This is a genomic window from Methylobacterium sp. JK268, from assembly GCF_054052225.1.
Genome location: NZ_JBSVZN010000041.1, coordinates 17001 through 34576, shown reverse-complemented (window position 1 = coordinate 34576; position 17576 = coordinate 17001). Strand labels below are relative to the sequence as shown.

Sequence of the window (17576 nt, the reverse complement as noted above, 5' to 3'; positions counted from 1 at the left end):
CGCGCCGTCCGGGCGGCGCCGGCGCGGCGCATCCGGGGCGTCACGCGATGTCGGGATTCGTCGACGCCGTGCGCCGGGCGACCACGGTGTAGCAGAGGTGCGGCCGGCCGTTGAGGCGCTGGCGATGGAAGGTGACGACGGATTCACCGAAGCCCAGCATGCGGAGATACTCGCGCACGGTCTCCGGGCCGAGGATCCACCAGGGCTGGATCTGGTCGCTCCGCGCGGCCCGGGGGGCGAGCAGCATTGGGAGGCCGAGGCGGGGCGGCAGGAGGCGCAGGAAACGGTAGCGCTTCGGCAGGGCCTCCGTGACGATGACGGTCTCGCGGGTCAGGCGCAGCGCGCCCCGCAGGCCCGCGAGCGGGTCGCGCAGGAAGCCGAGCACCATGCCCAGGAAGGCGATGTCGACGGGCCCGACCGCGTCCGGGATCGCCGTCGCCGTGCCGAGGGCGAGCCGTGCCCGCGAGCCGAGCCGCGCGTGGCTGAACCAGTAGGCGTTGCGGATCTGCCGCAGGTGCGCGCCCATCAGCTGGCCCATCAGCGCCCGCTCGCTCTCCGGGTAGAGCGGGACGTCCCACGCCTCGCCGCCCGGGAGGTCGAGGGAGACGACCTCGGCCCCCATCGCCTCCAGGGCGAAGCTCACGAACCCGCTCGCGCAGCCGAGGTCGAGGACGGTCTTCCCCGCCACCGCCACGTGGCCGAGATAATCCCTCAGGCCCGGCCGCAGGTCCCACGGCCCCTCGACGGTGCCGTGACCCGGCAGATCGATCGTGTGCGTGAAGTAGCACGCGCGCGGATCCTCGACCCGCTCGGGTGCCGCGAAGGGGGGCGGGGGCGGGTATCCTGGATCGCGAGCCACGCCGTCGGGACCTCCTGCGGCGCCGTCCGCCGCGGCGCCCGCGCCTGATGGCGCGTCCCCGGCGCAGAGGCAAGGGCGCCGCCCCTCTCAGGGGCCGGGGTCGGAGCGGGCCTGCGCGAGTCTGGCCCAGGGCGCGCGCAGGCGCGTCCAGCCCTCGCTCAGGCGGCTCCAGAGCGGGCGGGTGCCGCTGCGGCGCAGGTCGCGCCCGCAGGCCCGGGCGGCCTCCTCGCTGAACTGGAAGGCGATTTCGGTCCCCTCCGCGATGGTGAGCGCCAGGGCCGGGCGGCCGGGCGCGAGCAGGCCCGCCGTCCAGCGCAGCACCGGGAAGAAGCAGTTCTCGACCCGGGTGCCGGGCGCGACCGGATGGTCCCGGTCGGCCGCCACCGAGGCGGTGGCGATCAGCGTGAGGCCGAGTTCCGCCGCCTCCGCGGTGCCGAGGCGGATCGGGTAGGTGCGCGGGCCGAAGGACACCGCCAGCGCCACCGCGTCGGGCCCGTCCGCCGTGACCGCGAACGAGATCGGCGGAGCGGTGACCTCCGGCCGCGGAGGCGCCGGCGCCTCGGCGATCGCACCGTCCTGATCCATCGCGCGGCTCCTGCTCGGCCCGGCCGGGCCGTCCCGCCGCATCCCGCGGCCGGCGCGCCCGCCGGAGCGTCGGCGACCCATTCTGGCGCGTGTCAAGGCGAAAGAGAGGCGATCCGGCCGAAGGGTTGCCAACTCTCTGCCACATTTCCGGTTGAGCTTGCCCGAAAGCGTGACCGCAAGCTTCGGGGGTTGCATGCAGCGATCGCGACGTCTCTCTCTCGCCGCCTGCCTGACGGTGGTGGCCCTGGCGCCGCATCTGGGCGCCTGCAGCCTCGTGCCGGGCATCGACCGCGCGGCCACGACCGGCTCCCTGCCGAACGGCAAGCAGCTCGCCGCCGTCACCGAGGCGGATCGGGAGTGCCTGGCGCGGGCGATGTACTTCGAGTCCAACCGGTCGAGCGAGGACGGGCTGCTCGCGGTCGGCACGGTGGTGATGAACCGGCTGGAATCGCCCGCCTATCCGGATTCGATCTGCGGCGTGGTCGGCCAGAAGCGGCAATTCGCGACCGGCGTGCTGCGCAAGCCCATGCGCGACCAGGAGCGGCAGAAGGCCGAGCAGGTCGCCGACGCGATCCTGTCCGGCGAGCGCCACGGGGCGGTGGGCAGCGCGAAGTTCTTCCACACGGCGGGGCTGCGCTTCCCCTACGCGAACATGCACTACGTGGCGCTGGCGGGCGGCAACGCCTTCTACGAGAAGCGCCCGCGCCGCGAGTGGGAATCGACCCCGACCTTCGCGCAGCTGCCGGCCCCGGTGCAGGTCGCGGCCTCCCGCGGCCCGGTCCGCACGGCCACCCGCGTCGCCCGCGCCACCGGGCAGACGCCGCTCGCCGAACTCGGCCCGGCCCGCAACATCTGCCGCGTCGCGGCCCTGGAGACCGCCCGCCTGCCGGGCTGAGCGGCGGCACCGGCGCCGGTCGCGGGGCTGGACGCGAGCGCGCCGGGAGCGTAACCGCCTCATGGGGCGTCCCGTCGGGGCGCCCACAGGAGTTGCTCTGGAGCCATGTTCCCGTCCTTCGCTCCGGTTCGGCGAGTGACCCGGCCCGACGGCGGGAGGTCTGGCCGGAACGGGTGACGCGCGTCCGATCGCGCGAGACAGGCGAGAGCGCCGCAACCCAGCCCTTCCGTGCCGCGCGGGAGGGCTTTTTCACGTCCGGGTTCGGCGCCTCCACCGTCTCCCGCACGGAGCGCTTCCCCTGTCGCGACGCATCCTGATCACCCGCGCACGGCCCTCCGTCACCCGCGTCACGCATCGCGGCAACCTCCCGCAGGAGGCCGCCCCCTGGACCGATCCCGGCCGGGCCGCCGCGGCGACGCGGGTCGCCCTCGCCCTCGCGGAGATCGGCGCCCGCGTGGCCTGGAGCATCGTCCCGGACCTCGCCGCGGCGGCCCGACGCCTGCTGGGCGAACCGGCTTCCACGCTCCCGCCGCCCTGGCCGGAGCGGGTCGAGGAGGATCGGCTCCGGAGGCGGGCGCGCGGGCCGGCCCCTCGGGGCCGCGGCCTCCCTCGTCGCGAAGGCGGCGGCGGGGCAGCCCGCGACCTCGCCGGAGAGAGGGGCGTCACACCGGACCCGCGCGATCCCGTCGGAGCGGCGGATCCGGACGTCGCTCACGCATGCGGGGCGGAGGACGTCGCCGTCGGGTGCGACGCCGCCTGCGTCTTCGGCGCCGGATGCTCGAAGTCGCTCGCGTGCAGGACCTGCGTGAACATCGGGCCGTTCAGGGCCCGCACGGCCGCGTCGAGGCCGTCCTCCCGGTTGCCGTTCTGGTTCAGCTGCGACAGCTTGCCATTGTGAACGACGACCGGGAAGGCGACGTGCGACAGGATCACGTCGTCGAAGAAGTCGGCGATCGCCTTCTCGCCGTGGTCGAGCCCGCTTCCGACGTAGAGCGTCGTGTTGTCGACCCGGTTCTGGAAGTCCGTGGTGAAGCCCGCGTAGCGCGGGTTGCTGGGCCTGTTCAGGCCGTGACCCTGCATCGCCAGTTCCTCCAGCACCGGGTCGGTCTGGATCGTCCGCTCGAGACGTTCGTAGGTCTGGTCCGTGAAGGGCTTCGTCGGGTCGATCCCGTAGCGGGCCGCGTCGATCCGCATCGCCGCCGCGATGGCGTCGAACTCGCGCTGGGCATCCTCACGGAAGAGCTGCTGCCTGGCGGCCGACAGTCGGGAGAGGCCGGTATTCTCGATCACCGCCTCGGCATTGGCCTCCAGGCGCTCGACCGCGGTCATCGTGCCGCCGTGCCCCGCCAGCAACTCGGCATAGGCGGCGCGCCACTCCACCCCGAGATCCGTGCGGGTGTGGAACACCCCGTCCGACCCGGCGATCCAGTCATGCGGGGTCACGCCCGTGATCGTGTCGGAGATCGTGTCCCCGAACAGCGTCACGATCTCGTGCGACCCCGCCGGCGCCGGCGCGATGTCGTGGATCACTGCCTCTGCCGGAGAAGTGTAGGGCGTCGCCGTGACCGCTGTCTTCCCGAAATCCGCGCGCGTGTAGGTGCGGAAGTACATCGCCTCATCGAGCGCCGTGACCGCTTGGTCGAGCGTGTTCTCGCGGTCCCCATTCTGGTTGAGTTGATACAGCTTGCCGTTATGAACCACCACCGGGAACGGCACGTGCGACATGATCACGTCGTCGAAGAAATCCGCGATGGCGTTCTTGTTCTGGTCGATTCCCGCGCCGATGAACAAAGTTTCCTTGTCGGTGCGGTTTTGGAAGTCGTTGGTGAAGCCGTGGTACTTGGATTGTCCCTGGTTGTTGAGACCGTGGCCCTGCAGCGCCAGCTCTTCGAGGGCGGGGGTGCTCTGGATGGTCCGTTCGAGCAGCAGGTAGGTGTGCTCGGTCAGGGGCGCGTTCGGGTCGATGCCGTAGAGGTGCTGGTTCTCGCTCATGGCGGCCGCGATGGCGTCGAACTCGCGCTGGACGTCCTCGCGGAACTGCCCGAGGCGGTCGGCCGAGAGGTGGTCGGCACCGGTGTTCTCGATCACGGCCTCGGCGTTCGCCTCCAGGTGCTGGATCGGCGTCAGGGCCCGGGCCGTGGCGGGATCCTGCGCGGCGCGGTAAGCGGCCTGCCACTCGACCCCCAGGTCGGTGGTGGTGTGGTAGAGGCCGGTCTGGTCGGCCGTCCACGCGTGGACCGTCATGCCCGAGATGCTGGTCGGCACCGCATCGCCGAAGATGTCGGTCAGGTGCAGATCCGGGCCAATGCTGCCCGCCCCAATACCAATCGGATCGACCACGTTTCCTCTCCTCGCCGGTCGATTCGGATCAAAGCACGGATCCCTGACGCGGGCGTGAATCGGATTGGCAACATCCGAGAGAAATTTGATCTAAAGTTATGTCGTTGCCGCGCGAGCAATCGTGTCAGAGACGAAGTCGTCGACGGCGCCAAGTTGCTGCAGCGCATGCATTCACTCGATCGCTGGGAGGCTGAAAACGGCTCAGAGAGCGGCGGAAACTTCACTCAGCCGCGGGAGAGCTGCGACCGGGCGCCGCTGGTCCGGTCGGAATTGATCGTTGCTCAAGTGGTCGTTGCCCAAGTGGTCGTTGCGCGTGTGGCCGTTGCGGGCGTGGATGACGTCGTCCCGCGGCGCGCGGCGGCGGAGATCCGTTCGGTCGGCGGATGAGACGGTCCGTCCCGCGGGTTCGCTGTCCGGAAGCGGGCAGGCTGCGATCGGCCAAGATCAGACGGACCAGTCGGGCCGGGTTCAATGGCCGAGAGGGGTCGGGAGCCGTCCCTCCATGGTCGCGCTGATCGAGGTTCGACCCCAGCAAGCCCATTTCACTATTCGACGGGATGTGCCTCAGGGAATGTCCACCGTCCGTCCAGGACTTCCGGACCAGGACGGTAGAGTCGGACCGTGTAGTTCCAACCCTTTGTGATCGGAAGGCAGTTGTCGATCTCTCGTCTACATCCGCCGAAGCGGATTGTGGTCGAGCCATCCACGTTCGGCTTAGCAGAGAAATTGTTGATCGAGTAGGCGTCCAAATTGTTCTTTTCGAAGAAGCCCTTGTCGTTGTAGACACTGACTGACCAGAACCCATCCACCGGGACGTCATGCACCGTGAGCTCGTGGCGCGTGGTGCCGTCGTTCTTGGCGGGGAAGACCCCTTTGTAGACGGCCGCCGTTGGAGGATTGCCGCCCCAACCGATCGCAGTACCGATCAGGTGGGCAATCGCATCGACCTCGTCCTTGCGGCCGAACGTGGGCCCGGACGCCTCGCCTCGGAACGGCGCAAGTCCGTTGATCGCAGCGCGGACCTCGTCGAGGGAGGCTGTGTCCCAGTCCGGAATGGCGAAATGCCCGGCGCTTGCCTGGTCCACCTTGATCGCGTCCTGAAGCCCGTTTGCGGCTTTCAAGTCCTCTGGATCGTCCGCGTTGGCCACGATGCGGACGATGACGTACAGGTAGCGGGTTCCGACCTCCTCAGCGGTGAACACGAAACTCCCCGGCGCATAGACCACATCCACCGTGTAGTGGTCTTCCGATACCGCCTGCATGGACATGAACCGCCTGATCGGGTCCGGCAGTGTGATCCTCAGAGGGGCGGCTGCGAGATCGAACACGCCCGAGGAATAGAGCGTGTCGCGGTTCATCCGCACGACGTTCTGCGCATCGATCGCGACCATGGCCCGGCGGTGATTGAAGTGGCCGAAGGCCACCTTCGCCGTGTCAGCGAAGTAGCGGTCGGTCTCGGCGCGAACGAAGGTATCGAGCGTCACAGGTCGGGTTCGGGATTTTGGCGCGTCATACACGCTCGCCCATAGATCGAGGCCGGGCTTGTATGGATCGGGACCCAACACGACACCGGTGTTAGTGAAGTTGATCACGCGGTCAGCATCCGGATCGTGGCGAGGCCAGCTTGGGCGCCCGCCGCCGTTCGGGTCGCCCGTCGCTGCGAAACTCACCCAATAGGCGCTGACCAGCGCTCCCATCGCCCGGTCCGAGTCCGTCACCTTATCCGGACCGACGATGCCACCGGGGATGTTCATCGTGTATGGGATCTCGAATCCGTGAAGCGTGCCCTTCTGCACCCTGCGGGCACTCTCGGCGACGTAGGAGAAGCGGTAGAGCCAGACCGGCTGGCCAGCGCGGGCGAGGCTATCGGCAAGGTGGCGGGTCGGCTCGATCAGCGTCCCGTCCGCGAACACTCGCTGCTTGAGCTCGTCCAAGGCTTCGGTTCCGGTTGGGTCGTAGAACTCACGAGCCTGAGCGGCGACGTCTCCGAACCGGGCGAAGAGCTCTGCCTTATCGAGGGTGAAACCCAATCCGAGATCACGGTCGTTCGCCCCGAGGAGGACGGGAACCGGCGCTTGCCTGCCGGCCGCGATCATTCTCTCGGGATGATCAGGAAGCATCCTGCCGTCCCGGATGGCTCCGACCACCCCCTTCACATGGGCGCCAGCCGCAAGCGCCCGCAGTTCCTGCTTGCTCGATGCCTTCTGGAGGAAGCTCTCGGCCGGCATCGCGCGCAACGCCGCCAGTCCGGCCGCGCCATCGTCCGTCACGCCGCGTGAACGTGCGTAATCCAAGGCGGCCGCCTGAGCATCCTCGGGTTCGGTCAAAGCGATGCTCTGCGCCCGCCCCGTCGGGATGCCCGGCGACTGCATGATGGCCTTGTGGAACAGGCCGCGTGACAGCGGGGAGACCAGATGGGCCATGATCGAGCCGCCGCCGGCGCTCTCGCCAAAGATCGTGACGTTCCCTGGGTCGCCGCCGAAGGCCACGATGTTTCGCTGCACCCATTCGAGCGCGGCGAGTTGATCGAGAAAGCCGAAATTCGCGGTCGGCTCGTCGGGCGCCTCCCCGGCGGCGGCAGGATGGGCGAAGAACCCGAGCCGCCCCATGCGGTAGTTCATGCTGACGACGACCACGCCTTGCCGCGCCAGGGCCGCACCGGGGTACATGGCCGTCCGGCCATGGATCAGCGCGCCGCCATAGATCCACACCATCACGGGGCGCCGTTCCTCGGCAGGCTTCGCCGGGCGCCAGACATTCAGGGTGAGGCAATCCTCGGACTTCGGCACCGCATCTGTCTGAAGGCAAGCGGGTCCGAAGGATGTCGCATCACGGACGCCCTGCCACGGTTGGGTCGCCTGTGGCGCGCGCCACCGAAGGGAGCCGACAGGAGGTGCCGCAAACGGAATGCCCTTGAAGCTGACGATGTCGCCTTCGCTGGTCCCGCGGAGTTGGCCCGTGTCGACCTCCGCAACGGGTGAGGCGGGATCGGCCCAGGCCGTGGGACATCCGGCCAGCAAGAGGCCGAGGAGCGGCAGGAGAGCAGGACCAAACGAGCGCATCGTCACCTCCTTCGAGAGGCTGCGTTCCCGCTCAAGCGGCGGGCGTCGGGCTCGTTACAGTAGAGCCGCGAAGGCTACCGATGTGAAGGTCCGTTCTGTGCGAGTTGAGCTAGGCAGATATCCTGACCCAAGGGTGCCCGGCGTACTCGACGTCAATGTCCGAAGCTGGCTATGCGATCTCCGGACCGGGTCTGTGAGCCTGTTGCATCAAAGTGCTCGCAACTGGACATTCTGAAATTTAGCAACGGGTTGAAAGCAGCCCTTCGCAAGGTCGCGCTGATCGAGTTTCGACCTGAGGGCCGTTTCGCGTCCCGGTCCGGCCGAAGCCTGATCGAGACGCGGGTACCCTTCGCGCGAGCCGGATCGGACCGCGCTGCGGGGGACCGATGAGACCGCCACGCGTCGTCGTCACGTCGCGACGCACACCCCGGTGCGGCCGGGTTCGGCGGCGCTCCTCACGCCGCGCCCTCCGCCCGACCCAGCTCCACCACCCGCAGGTTGTTCGTGCTCCCGGTCGTGCCGAACGGAATGCCGGCCACCACCACGATCAGGTCCGGGCTCTGGGCGAAGCCCTCCTGGCTCGCCACCGCGGCGGCGCGGCTCACCATCGCCTCGTAGGAGGAAACGTCGTCCGACAGGACGCTGTGCGCCCCCCAGACCAGGCTGAGGCGCCGCGACACGGCGGCATCCGGGGTCACCGCCAGGATCGGCTCGTGGGGGCGCTTGCGGGCGATGCGCAGCGCCGTGGTGCCGCTCGACGTGAAGGCGACGATCACCTTGGCGTCGATCGCGTCGGCGAGGCCCGCCGCGGCAGCCGCCACCGCGTGGGGCGGGCTGTCCTCTACCTCCGGCTCGCTCGCCGCCACCAGCGAGCGGTAGAGGCGATGCTGCTCGGTGCGCCGGATGATGCGGTCCATCATCGCCACCGCCTCGACCGGGTACTGGCCCACCGCCGATTCGGCCGAGAGCATCACCGCGTCGGCGCCGTCGTAGACCGCCGTCGCCACGTCCGAGGCCTCGGCCCGGGTCGGGCTCGGGGCCGAGACCATCGTTTCGAGCATCTGCGTCGCCACGATCACCGGCTTCACCGCGCGGCGGCAGGCGCGGACCAGCTCCTTCTGGCGGCCCGGCACGTCCTCGGGCGGCAATTCCACCCCGAGATCGCCGCGGGCCACCATCACGGCGTCCGCGAGCCGCACGATGTCCTCGATGTGCTCCAGCGCCGAGGGCTTCTCGATCTTCACCATCAGCCCGGCCCGGCCGCCGACGAGCCCGCGCGCCTCGATCACGTCGGACGGCGTCTGCACGAAGGAGAGCGCCACCCAGTCGACGCCGAGCTCCAGCCCGAAGGCGAGGTCGGCCCGGTCCTTGGCGGTCAGCGGCGAGAGGGCGAGCACGGTGCCCGGCAGGTTCACGCCCTTGCGATCCGAGATCGTGCCGCCGGTGACCACCTCGGCGTCGAGCGTGTCGTCGGTCACGCCCGTGACCCGCACCCGCACCCGCCCGTCGTCGATCAGCAGGTCCTGGCCGGGCGTCACCGAGGCGAAGATCTCCGGGTGCGGCAGCGGGATCGACCGCGCGTCCCCGGCCTCGCCCGACCGCACGAAGCGCACCGCGTCGCCGGCCTCCAGCGCCAGGCGCCCGCCCGCGATCGTGCCGATGCGGATCTTGGGCCCCTGCAGGTCCTGCAGGATGCCGATCGGCCGCCCGATCTCCTGCTCCAGCGCCCGGATCGCCCGGTAGACCTTGGCGTGGTCGTCGTGGCTGCCGTGCGAGAAGTTCAGCCGGAACGTGTCCACCCCGGCGAGGAACAGCGCCCGCAGGCGCTCCGGGGCTGCGCTCGCCGGCCCGACGGTGGCGACGATCTTGGCGTGGCGGTGGCGTCGCATACGAATCTCCTGGTGGGATCAACCCGAAGGCGGCGTACCGCCTTTCGGCAGAGCGCCCGGGAGGGGTGGCCTCCCGGCGGCCGTCTCGGACATTGGTCGAAGGTCCGCCGCGGCGCGGCGCCGGCGCCGGCTCGCCGGGCGACCGCGCCCCGGCGGGCCGTTCGGCCGGACCATAAGCCTCGCGCGCGACCCCGCGCAAACCTCTCCGGACGATGAGCCGGAGTGCTGCGGTGCGGCGAAAACACTGAGCCGGCTCGCCGATTCGCCTCCGCAGGCGTGCCGCTCCGGCCGCGGCGCGATGCCCACTCGGCTTCTAGGCGAGCGGACTCGGGATGCTCGCCTCCCGCTTGCAAGGCGCGGGGTCGCGTCCTCTCCGGAGGGTGGGGGTCGGGCGGGGCGCGCCCGCGCCGACCCGGCCGCCGCACGGCGTGCTTGACGCTCCGGGTGCTGCGGCGCACCATCCTGCCCGCTCAGCGAATTCTGATGGCGGCCCCACGCTGCGGGCTGCGGGAGGAGACGTCGTCCGCCATGCTGTTCCAGCCTCCGGTGTTCGAGACCATCTTCCAGGTTCCGGTCGCGCACAGGCTGACGATCATGGGGTCGCGCAGCCGCGGCGGCCCGGCGGACGGCGTGTGCTGGTTCCACACCGAGATCGATGCGGGCGGCCAGGTCGTCGCCCGTTACGAGACCTACGACGAGACCGACGCGGATGGCCGGGACCGCTGCGGCTGGCGGCGGTTCGACGCCCGCGGGCGCCTCGTCGGCCGGCACGAGGTGCCGCAGCGCTGGGCCGAGCTGGTGCGCGGCAGCTCGCGCCGCGAGGCCGAGATCGCCCTGCAGGGCCCCGCGCGCGGGACGCGGCGGGACGGGCCCTCGTCCCTCGCGGCCGCCTGAGGCACCCCTCAGCGCGTCGCGGCGGCCACGCCCGCCCCGATCATCAGGCCGCCCGCGACGCGGTTCGCCCGCCGCACGGCCGCCGGCGCGCGCAGCAGCGTGCGGGCGCGGCTCGCCGCGAGCACGGTGGCGCCGATCACCCCGATCTCGACCCCGACGATCACCGCGGCGAGGAGCGCGGTCGCGCCCGGCGTCAGGGAGGGGCCGACCACGCCCGGCAGCAGGGCGAGGTAGAAGAGCGGCATCTTCGGGTTGCCGAGATTCAGCACGAGCCCGGTGACGAAGGTCCCGGCGAGGCTGCGCCTCGCAGGGAGGCTGCGCCTCGCCGGGAGGCCGTGCCCGCCGCGGGGCAGGGCCGCCTCCGGCAGGATCGCGGGCGCGGTCCAGAGGCGGATCCCGCTCCAGATCAGGTAGGCGGCGCCCACGTAGCGGAGCACCGTCATGGCGGTCTCCATCCGGGCCGCCAGGGCCGCGAGGCCGAAGGCCGCCAGCACCAGCACCACCAGGATGCCGAGGGTCATCCCGGCCCCGTAGGCGAGGCCGGCGCCCGCGCCGTGCGAGAGCGTGCGGGCCACGATGGCGACGTTGTCGGGTCCCGGGCTCGCGGCGAAGACCGCGTAGGCGAGCGCGAAGGCCAGGAGGGTGGTGAGGTCCATGGGGCGGCCCCGTCGGTTGCGTCCGTAGTGATGACGCAAGGACAGTGCCGCGGGGCGCGCCGCCGCTCAAGCCGCCCTTCGCGGCGCGCCGGAACGGTTCGGGCCGGGGACGCGTCGCCCCCGGCCCGTCTCGACGCCTGAAGGCTGGGGGGACCTCAGAACGTCGAGAACCGGTAGTTCAGGCCGGCCCGCACCAGGCCGAATTCCGAACCGTCGCGCCCGAACCCGTAATAGGCGTTCGAGGTCGCGTCGTAGATCGTGCCGCCGCGCCGGCTCCTCAGGTCGACGTAGAGCCCCTCGATCCGGGCGCTGATCTGATCGGTGATGGCGTATTCGAGGCCTGCGCCCGCCGTCCAGCCGGTGCGGGTCGTCCCCGGCAGGGTGCCGGTATAGGTCGAGGCGAAGGTGGGCAGGCTGCCGCCCCCATAGGCGAAACCGCCCGTTCCGTAGACCAGGAACCGGCCGAACCCGTAGCCGATCCGGCCCCGCACCGTCCCGAACCAGTCGAGGCTCGGACCGACGTCGTAGAAGGTCGAGGTGCCGACGAACCCGGTCCGCGGGCGCCCGAAGGTGGTGCCCTGGATGTCCGCCTCGGCGCCGAGGACGAGGCCCGATCCCGGCGTCACCTGGTAATTGTACCCGACCTGGCCGCCGCCGACGAAGCCGCCGCGGCCGTTGCCGGTCGTGATCGCGCCGAAGGTCGGGTCGGTGAAGCTCCGGGAGCCCGTGCCGAAGCCGTAGCCGGCATTCACGCCCGCGTAGAACCCGGTCCAGGTGAAGACCGGCGGGACCGGGAGGGCGGGGGGCGGGGCGGCCCTGCGGGGCAGGTCGGCCGCCAGCGCCGCCGAGCCGAGGCAGGCGCCGCCGAGCGCGCCGAGGAGGAGGGTTCGCGTCATGGTTCTGTGCCGTGGTTGAGGTGGGAGCGGGAGCCCGCGCGGGGCGGGATCCGCGGGCCGGCCGGGGCCGGTGGGACGCGGTGGTCTCAGAGGGCGCGCAGGATCAGCGCCGTCTGGATCGCCACCAGCAGGACGGCGCCGCCGATCAGCAGGCACAGTCCGAACAGGACGATGGCGGCCCCGCCATCGCCGAGATCCGCCGGCTGAGCCGACCAGCGGCCGGAGAGTTCCGGCGTCGGGAAGGGCACCACGCTGCCCTGGCTCGGACGGGACGCGTCGCTCATCGTCCCTCTCCGTGCAGGGCCGCGGCCGGCCGGAGGTGATCCGCCATCGGCGCGGCCGCCAGCGGGATCGCCAGCGCCAGGGCGACGATCAGGACGCGCCCGGCCATGGCCAGCGAAGGCACCGGCGGGCGCGGACGGGAGCGATGCGCCGGCGCGCCGCCATCGGGAGCTTGGGAATCGGGAAGCTCGGCCTCGGTCATGGGGGCCTCTCCGTGGGAAATCTGACCACGGCTGTTCTCTATGTGGGCAAATTTCCCACGTCAATCGGAAAACGCGGTGGGCGGCGTTTTTGTGGGATTGTGTCCCACACCGCCTCTTGTAGAACCGGGGCCATGTCCGCGCCCCACGTCCCTCCCGATGCGAGCCGCCTGCAGGCGCCGGTGGCCCGGCTGCTGCGCCCGCTCGTGCGGCTGTTCGTGCGCAGCGGCATCACCTTCCCGGCCCTGACCGACCTGCTGCGGGAGCTCTACGTGAACGTGGCGGAGTACGACTTCGCCCTGCCGGGCAAGGAGCAGACGGACAGCCGCGTGAGCCTGCTCACGGGGATCCACCGCAAGGAGGTGCGGCGCCTGCGCGGGGCGGGGGCGCCGGTGAGCGCCGTGCCGGTGGCCCTGTCGCGCACCAGCCGGATCATCGCCCGCTGGCTCGCCGCGCCGGAATTCACCGACGCGGCCGGGCGGCCCCGGCCCCTGCCGCGCGCCGCCGAGGACGAGCCCTCCTTCGAGAGCCTGGTCGCCTCGGTGACCCGGGACGTCCGGCCCCGCGCGGTGCTCGACGAGTGGCTCGACCGCGGGGTCGCCTTCGTGGACGAGGCCGGGCGGATCGCGCTCGCCGAGGCGGCTTTCGTCCCGCAGGGCGGGGGCGAGCAGCAGCTCTACTATTTCGGCCGCAACCTGCACGACCACGTGGCGGCGGCGGTGACGAACATCCTGGAGGAGACGCCGCGCTTCTTCGAGCGGGCGGTGCATTACGACGGGCTCTCCCCGGACCTCGCCCGGCGCCTGGAGGCGCGGGCGCGCGAGATCGCCATGGAGGCCCTGCAGCAGGCCAACCGCGAGGCGCACGCGGCCTGCGAGACCGACCCGGGCGGCGAGGCGCGGTGGAATTTCGGCCTCTACATCTACCGCGAGGAGGCGCCGCCGGTGCCGCCCGCGCCCCCGGCTCCGTGAGGCCCGCCGTGGTGAGGAGGCCCGATTTGCTGGGGAGGCCCGCCCCGGCCGACGCGCTCAGCCGCCGCGCCCTGCTGCGCCTGTTCTCGGGCGCGAGCGCGCTCGTCCTCGCGCGGCCGGCGGGCGCGGCCGGGGACAGGGTCCTCGACCAGGGCATCGGCGGCACCGGCATCCGGCCGGGCGGCGACGAGGAGGAGGGCGACCGCGGCATCGGGGGGACCGGCGTCATCGGGACGATCCGGGCCTTCGGCAGCATCGTGGTCAACGACCTGCGCATCGCCTACCCGCCCGACGTGCCGGTGACCCTCGACGGGAGGCCGGCCGCCGCCCGGGACCTGAAGCTCGGCCAGGTGGTGCGCGTGGTGGCCCGCGCGGGGGAGGGCGGCCTGTCGACGCCGGCCATCGCCGTGACGCACGAGGTGGTGGGGCCGGTGACGGCTCTGGGCCGGGGCCGGATCACGGTGCTCGGCCAGACGGTCGCGACCGGCGGCATCGCCGAGGGGCGGGCGTGGCGCCGCGGCGAGCGCGTCGCGGTGAGCGGGTTGCGCCGGCCCGACGGCAGCATCGCGGCGAGCCGCATCGACCCGGCGGGCGGGGAGCTGGACCTCGTCGCCGGCCCGGTGCGCCGGGGGGCGGGCGGGACGCCGCGCATCGGCGCCCTGCCGCTGCCGGGGCTCGATCCGGGCCTCGTCGGGCGCCGGGCCGTGGTGGAGGGCGAGGCGGCGGGGAGTCGCCTCGCGGTCGCGCAGGCCCGCGACGCCGACCGCCCCTTCGGCTCGGAGGTCGGCCGCGTCTCGATCGAGGCCTACGTGGCGCCGGGCGGCGGTCGGCTGCGCCTGGGATCGGGCCTCGCGGTGGCCGGCCATGCGCCCGCGCTGCCGCGGGCGGGCGGGCTCGCGGTGATCGACGCCGCGGTCGAGCCGGGCGGCGGCCTGCGGGTCGAGTCGCTGCGCCTGCGCCCGGCCCCGGAGGGGGATGGCGCGCGCCGGCCGGGCGGGGCGGAGCCTGCTGCCCGGGGCGGCCTCGACGGGCGGCCGGGCGCCGGCGCGCCGGGCGATCGCCCGCGCGACCTGCGGCTGCCGGGTGGCCGCGACCTCGGCGCGCCTGGGCGCGGCGGGTTCGAGCCGGGCCGGCCGGGCGGGGCGCCGCAGCCGGGCGGGTTCGGTCTCGATCGGCGGCTGCCGGGGGATGGGGGCGGGTTCGGCGCCCCGGGCCGGTTCGGCGAGCCGGGCGGCTTCGCGCCGCCGGGCGGGGCCGGGCCGGGCGGCGGCCCCGGAGGCTTCGGCGGCGGAGGCGGGCCGGGCGGGTTCGGGGGCCCGGGCGGCGGCTTCGGCGGCGGCCGGCGCTGAGGGGACTCGGGAGCGCCGCTCGGTTCGCGCTCTCCCCCGCAGCGCGATCTTCGGGTGGATCCTCATCGCTCGGCCGCACCCGCCGCGCGCGAGCCGGCACGACGTCGCAAGACTTGATCAAAGCCGACGTCCGCTACGTCCCGTCCAGCCAGTCGGTAGCGAATCGCAGCATTCAGACCCGGCGAATGGCAACAGGTCCGCATCCTCATGCTGAGGCGCGAGCGAAGCGAGCCTCGAAGCACCCCGGAACAGCCTATCCGGGGCGCTTCTCTCTTGGATGATCGATTGGGGGTGCTTCGAGGCTGCGCGCGATCTTCGATCGCCGCCGCCCCTCGGCATGAGGGACGGTGTGTCGTCCAGAAGCGCTCGGCTGGTCAGCTGACGACAAGGATGCGTGCACACTGCCGTCGAAGGGGGCAGGGGGTTCGCCCCCGCCCTCAGGCCGCCGCCCGGCGCTCCGGGTAGAGCCGCAGCAGCCCCTCGGCGCTGGCCTCGGCGACGCCGCGCTCGGTGATCAGCCCGGTGACGAGGCGGGCGGGCGTGACGTCGAAGGCGGGGTTCGCCACCGGGCTCCCGGGCGAGACCACCTGCACGGTGGCGAAGCCCCCGTCCTCGGTGCGGCCGGTGAGGTGCGTCACCTCGCGGGCGTCCCGCTCCTCGATCGGGATCTCGGCGAGGCCGTCGGAGAGCGTCCAGTCGATCGTCGAGAAGGGCAGGGCGGCGTAGAAGGGCACGCCGGTGTCGTGCGCGGCGAGCGCCTTCAAGTAGGTGCCGATCTTGTTGCAGACGTCGCCCGTCGCCGTGGTGCGGTCGGAGCCGACGATGCAGAGGTCGACGTGGCCGTGCTGCATCAGGTGCCCGCCCGCATTGTCGGCGATCACCGTGTGCGGCACCCCGTGCGCGTGGAGTTCGAAGGCGGTCAGCGCCGCGCCCTGGTTGCGGGGCCGGGTCTCGTCCACGAAGACGTGCACCGGCACGCCCGCATCGTGGGCCGCGTAGATCGGCGCCAGGGCCGTGCCCCAGTCGACCGCCGCCAGCCAGCCGGCGTTGCAATGGGTGAGCACGTCGAGGCGGCCGCCCTTGCGCGCGGCGGCCTCCGCCAGGAGACGCGAGCCGTGCTGGCCGATCGCCCGGCAGGCGGCCACGTCCTCCTCGGCGATCCGCCCCGCCTCCGCGAAGGCCTGGGCGGCGCGGATATCGGGGGGCAGGGGGCGCAGGGTTCCGCTCAGCCGCTCCAGGGCCCAGCGCAGGTTCACGGCGGTGGGGCGGGTCGCGGCGAGCAGGGCGGCGAATCGGGCCAGCCCCGAATCGGACGGGTCCTCCCGCAGGCCCAGCGCGAGGCCGTAGGCCGCCGTGACGCCGATCAGCGGCGCCCCGCGCACCACCATGGTGCGGATGGCCGCGGCCGCGTCCTCGGCGCTGGTGAGGCGCCGGGTCTCGAAGGCGAAGGGGAGCCGGGTCTGGTCGATGACGCAGACGGCGTCGCCGCCCGGCTCGGGGAAGATGGTGCGATAGGGGCGGCCGTCGATCTTCATGCCCTCACCCTTAGCACGGCGCTCCCGCCGCGGGCAGGGCGGTCGCGGCCCGCCTCAGCGGGCCTCGGCGAAGCGCTGGCCGGCCTTCTGCACCGGGGCGGCCGGAACCGGCTGCGGCACCGTGGTGAGTTCGGAGGCCGGACGCTCCACGCGGCTCTCGCGGACCATCATGCGGGAGAGCGGCGGGAACACGGTGATGCGACCGTCCTCGGCGGCGGCCGGGACCGTAGCGGACAGGGCGGCGATGAAGGCGCCGGCAAGGAGGGAGTACCGCATGATCGACTCCAAGGATGTTGTTGATGTTGATCAGAGTAAATCATGGGTTATCGCGGTGCACAAGAGCTTTTTGCACTGCAAAATAAAGCAAAGTGCGACATCGCACAGGGCAGTATCGTGCATGGCACTATGATGCACCGGCCCGACGCTGGGTGAGAGCGCGGCGCTCGCGCCGCCGCGAGGATTCGGGGCCGCCCCATGGGCGGGCGCTCGGATCCCGGCGCGGGGTGCTCGGCCCGCCGCGGCGTCCGGCGGGACGGCGATGAGCGAAGCCGAGGCCATGTCGAGGGCCGTCGTCTCGCCGAGGCGGACGTCGTGGCCGGAGAGCAGGTGGACCCGCAGGCGAAGGTCAGGGCCCGGGGGGCGCATGCGTCAGCCGAGCGGGAGGCCGAAGGGCGCGCCCTCGAAGGCCTCCGCGCCGCGCCCGATCGCCGCGATGGCCGCGATCATCCGCCCGTTCCGGCCCAGCACCGCGTCCGCCACCGCGACGAGGCGGGCATTCGGCGTGGCGGAGGGCGAGGCGGCCCGCAGGTCGCGCGCGAGGTCCGCCTCGTCGCGCGCCGGGTGCAGGGCGCAGGCCGCGATGTAGGCGGCGGCGGGCGAGCGGCTGATCCCCGCGTAGCAGTGCAGCACCAGGGGCGTCTCCCGGTCCCAGGCCCGCACGAAGGCGAGGAGCGCCTCGACATGCGCCCGGTCCGGCAGGACGTGGTCGGCGCGCGGCGCCGTGATGTCGCTCACGCCGATCAGCAGGTGGCGGCCGGGGGCGATGCCGGAGGGCCGCGTCACCGTCGTGCCGGCGGTGAGCAGGCTGACGAGGTGGCGCGCGCCGGTCTCCGCCACGGTCTCGGGGAGGCGCGACAGGGGGCAGACGTGGAGGCGCGGCATCG

General features: G+C 72.4%; 17 protein-coding genes and 1 pseudogene. 5 read left to right on the top strand and 13 right to left on the bottom strand.

The window, feature by feature from the left end:
- Positions 1-40 precede the first annotated feature (40 nt).
- Both ACW9J6_RS30750 and ACW9J6_RS30745 read right to left on the bottom strand, forming a co-directional pair.
- Positions 41-859 (bottom strand): class I SAM-dependent methyltransferase, encoded by an 819-nt coding sequence (locus ACW9J6_RS30750; RefSeq protein WP_457120121.1) that lies wholly within the window; start codon positions 857-859, stop codon positions 41-43.
- Positions 860-946: 87 nt separating this feature from the next.
- On the bottom strand, positions 947-1444 hold the full coding sequence (locus ACW9J6_RS30745; RefSeq protein ID WP_457120120.1) for a hypothetical protein: 498 nt from the start codon (positions 1442-1444) through the stop codon (positions 947-949).
- Positions 1445-1637: 193 nt separating this feature from the next.
- On the opposite strand from ACW9J6_RS30745, the gene ACW9J6_RS30740 reads away from it, so the two are divergent.
- Positions 1638-2339: a cell wall hydrolase gene (locus tag ACW9J6_RS30740; RefSeq protein WP_457120119.1), complete on the top strand. Its 702-nt coding sequence runs from the start codon at positions 1638-1640 to the stop codon at positions 2337-2339.
- A gap of 711 nt (positions 2340-3050) precedes the next feature.
- Here ACW9J6_RS30740 and ACW9J6_RS30735 read toward each other — a convergent pair.
- Entirely contained in the window at positions 3051-4679 is a 1629-nt protein-coding gene (locus ACW9J6_RS30735; protein WP_457120118.1) for a hypothetical protein, read from the bottom strand.
- A gap of 54 nt (positions 4680-4733) precedes the next feature.
- On the opposite strand from ACW9J6_RS30735, the gene ACW9J6_RS30730 reads away from it, so the two are divergent.
- Complete coding sequence (locus ACW9J6_RS30730; protein ID WP_457120117.1) at positions 4734-5066, top strand: hypothetical protein; 333 nt, start codon at positions 4734-4736, stop codon at positions 5064-5066.
- Positions 5067-5224: 158 nt separating this feature from the next.
- Here the strand turns inward: ACW9J6_RS30730 and ACW9J6_RS30725 are convergent, their stop codons facing one another.
- The 3 genes and pseudogenes from ACW9J6_RS30725 to pyk form a co-directional block, all read right to left on the bottom strand.
- Positions 5225-6103: a DUF1214 domain-containing protein gene (locus tag ACW9J6_RS30725; protein ID WP_457120162.1), complete on the bottom strand. Its 879-nt coding sequence runs from the start codon at positions 6101-6103 to the stop codon at positions 5225-5227.
- A 75-nt stretch (positions 6104-6178) separates the two neighbouring features.
- Positions 6179-7741: pseudogene (locus ACW9J6_RS30720) on the bottom strand (carboxylesterase/lipase family protein); the annotation flags it as partial.
- Positions 7742-8196: 455 nt separating this feature from the next.
- On the bottom strand, positions 8197-9630 hold the full coding sequence (gene pyk / locus ACW9J6_RS30715) for a pyruvate kinase (protein ID WP_457120116.1): 1434 nt from the start codon (positions 9628-9630) through the stop codon (positions 8197-8199).
- Positions 9631-10158: 528 nt separating this feature from the next.
- Here pyk and ACW9J6_RS30710 point away from each other — a divergent pair.
- Positions 10159-10524 (top strand): hypothetical protein, encoded by a 366-nt coding sequence (locus tag ACW9J6_RS30710; protein ID WP_457120115.1) that lies wholly within the window; start codon positions 10159-10161, stop codon positions 10522-10524.
- An 8-nt stretch (positions 10525-10532) separates the two neighbouring features.
- Here ACW9J6_RS30710 and ACW9J6_RS30705 read toward each other — a convergent pair whose 3' ends face one another.
- The 4 genes from ACW9J6_RS30705 to ACW9J6_RS30690 all read right to left on the bottom strand — a co-directional run bounded on the left by ACW9J6_RS30705 (position 10533) and on the right by ACW9J6_RS30690 (position 12560).
- Positions 10533-11180, bottom strand: a complete 648-nt coding sequence (locus ACW9J6_RS30705; protein ID WP_457120114.1) for a LysE family translocator — start codon at positions 11178-11180, stop codon at positions 10533-10535.
- Between the two features lie 155 nt (positions 11181-11335).
- The gene (locus tag ACW9J6_RS30700; RefSeq protein WP_457120113.1) at positions 11336-12076 is read right to left on the bottom strand and encodes an outer membrane protein; all 741 of its coding nucleotides are present in this window, start codon (positions 12074-12076) and stop codon (positions 11336-11338) included.
- Between the two features lie 86 nt (positions 12077-12162).
- Positions 12163-12360 carry a hypothetical protein gene (locus ACW9J6_RS30695; protein WP_457120112.1) on the bottom strand — a complete coding sequence of 66 codons (198 nt, stop codon included), beginning with the start codon at positions 12358-12360 and terminating at the stop codon, positions 12163-12165.
- The gene (locus ACW9J6_RS30690) at positions 12357-12560 is read right to left on the bottom strand and encodes a hypothetical protein (RefSeq protein WP_457120111.1); all 204 of its coding nucleotides are present in this window, start codon (positions 12558-12560) and stop codon (positions 12357-12359) included. The genes ACW9J6_RS30695 and ACW9J6_RS30690 overlap by 4 nt, the downstream gene beginning before the upstream one ends.
- A gap of 132 nt (positions 12561-12692) precedes the next feature.
- On the opposite strand from ACW9J6_RS30690, the gene ACW9J6_RS30685 reads away from it, so the two are divergent.
- On the top strand, positions 12693-13529 hold the full coding sequence (locus tag ACW9J6_RS30685) for a DUF6502 family protein (protein WP_457120110.1): 837 nt from the start codon (positions 12693-12695) through the stop codon (positions 13527-13529).
- Between the two features lie 26 nt (positions 13530-13555).
- Positions 13556-14878: a DUF5666 domain-containing protein gene (locus tag ACW9J6_RS30680; protein WP_457120109.1), complete on the top strand. Its 1323-nt coding sequence runs from the start codon at positions 13556-13558 to the stop codon at positions 14876-14878.
- A 437-nt stretch (positions 14879-15315) separates the two neighbouring features.
- Here ACW9J6_RS30680 and mtnA read toward each other — a convergent pair whose 3' ends face one another.
- The 3 genes from mtnA to ACW9J6_RS30665 form a co-directional block, all read right to left on the bottom strand.
- Positions 15316-16413, bottom strand: coding sequence for an S-methyl-5-thioribose-1-phosphate isomerase (gene mtnA / locus ACW9J6_RS30675; RefSeq protein WP_457120108.1), 1098 nt, complete (start codon positions 16411-16413; stop codon positions 15316-15318).
- Positions 16414-16467: 54 nt separating this feature from the next.
- Positions 16468-16689 carry a hypothetical protein gene (locus tag ACW9J6_RS30670; protein WP_457120107.1) on the bottom strand — a complete coding sequence of 74 codons (222 nt, stop codon included), beginning with the start codon at positions 16687-16689 and terminating at the stop codon, positions 16468-16470.
- A gap of 372 nt (positions 16690-17061) precedes the next feature.
- A complete protein-coding gene (locus ACW9J6_RS30665; RefSeq protein WP_457120106.1) occupies positions 17062-17574 on the bottom strand; it encodes a tyrosine phosphatase family protein in 513 nt (170 codons plus the stop codon).
- Positions 17575-17576 lie beyond the last annotated feature (2 nt).

Bases quoted from the DNA above. Each gene is read 5' to 3' on its own strand.
- ACW9J6_RS30670 (WP_457120107.1), bottom strand. From the start codon at position 16,689: ATGCGGTACTCCCTCCTTGCCGGCGCCTTCATCGCCGCCCTGTCCGCT.
- ACW9J6_RS30740 (WP_457120119.1), top strand. From the start codon at position 1,638: ATGCAGCGATCGCGACGTCTCTCTCTCGCCGCCTGCCTGACGGTGGTG.
- ACW9J6_RS30685 (WP_457120110.1), top strand. From the start codon at position 12,693: ATGTCCGCGCCCCACGTCCCTCCCGATGCGAGCCGCCTGCAGGCGCCG.
- ACW9J6_RS30710 (WP_457120115.1), top strand. From the start codon at position 10,159: ATGCTGTTCCAGCCTCCGGTGTTCGAGACCATCTTCCAGGTTCCGGTC.
- ACW9J6_RS30665 (WP_457120106.1), bottom strand. From the start codon at position 17,574: ATGCCGCGCCTCCACGTCTGCCCCCTGTCGCGCCTCCCCGAGACCGTG.
- ACW9J6_RS30695 (WP_457120112.1), bottom strand. From the start codon at position 12,360: ATGAGCGACGCGTCCCGTCCGAGCCAGGGCAGCGTGGTGCCCTTCCCG.
- ACW9J6_RS30700 (WP_457120113.1), bottom strand. From the start codon at position 12,076: ATGACGCGAACCCTCCTCCTCGGCGCGCTCGGCGGCGCCTGCCTCGGC.
- ACW9J6_RS30690 (WP_457120111.1), bottom strand. From the start codon at position 12,560: ATGACCGAGGCCGAGCTTCCCGATTCCCAAGCTCCCGATGGCGGCGCG.
- ACW9J6_RS30705 (WP_457120114.1), bottom strand. From the start codon at position 11,180: ATGGACCTCACCACCCTCCTGGCCTTCGCGCTCGCCTACGCGGTCTTC.
- ACW9J6_RS30745 (WP_457120120.1), bottom strand. From the start codon at position 1,444: ATGGATCAGGACGGTGCGATCGCCGAGGCGCCGGCGCCTCCGCGGCCG.
- pyk (WP_457120116.1), bottom strand. From the start codon at position 9,630: ATGCGACGCCACCGCCACGCCAAGATCGTCGCCACCGTCGGGCCGGCG.
- mtnA (WP_457120108.1), bottom strand. From the start codon at position 16,413: ATGAAGATCGACGGCCGCCCCTATCGCACCATCTTCCCCGAGCCGGGC.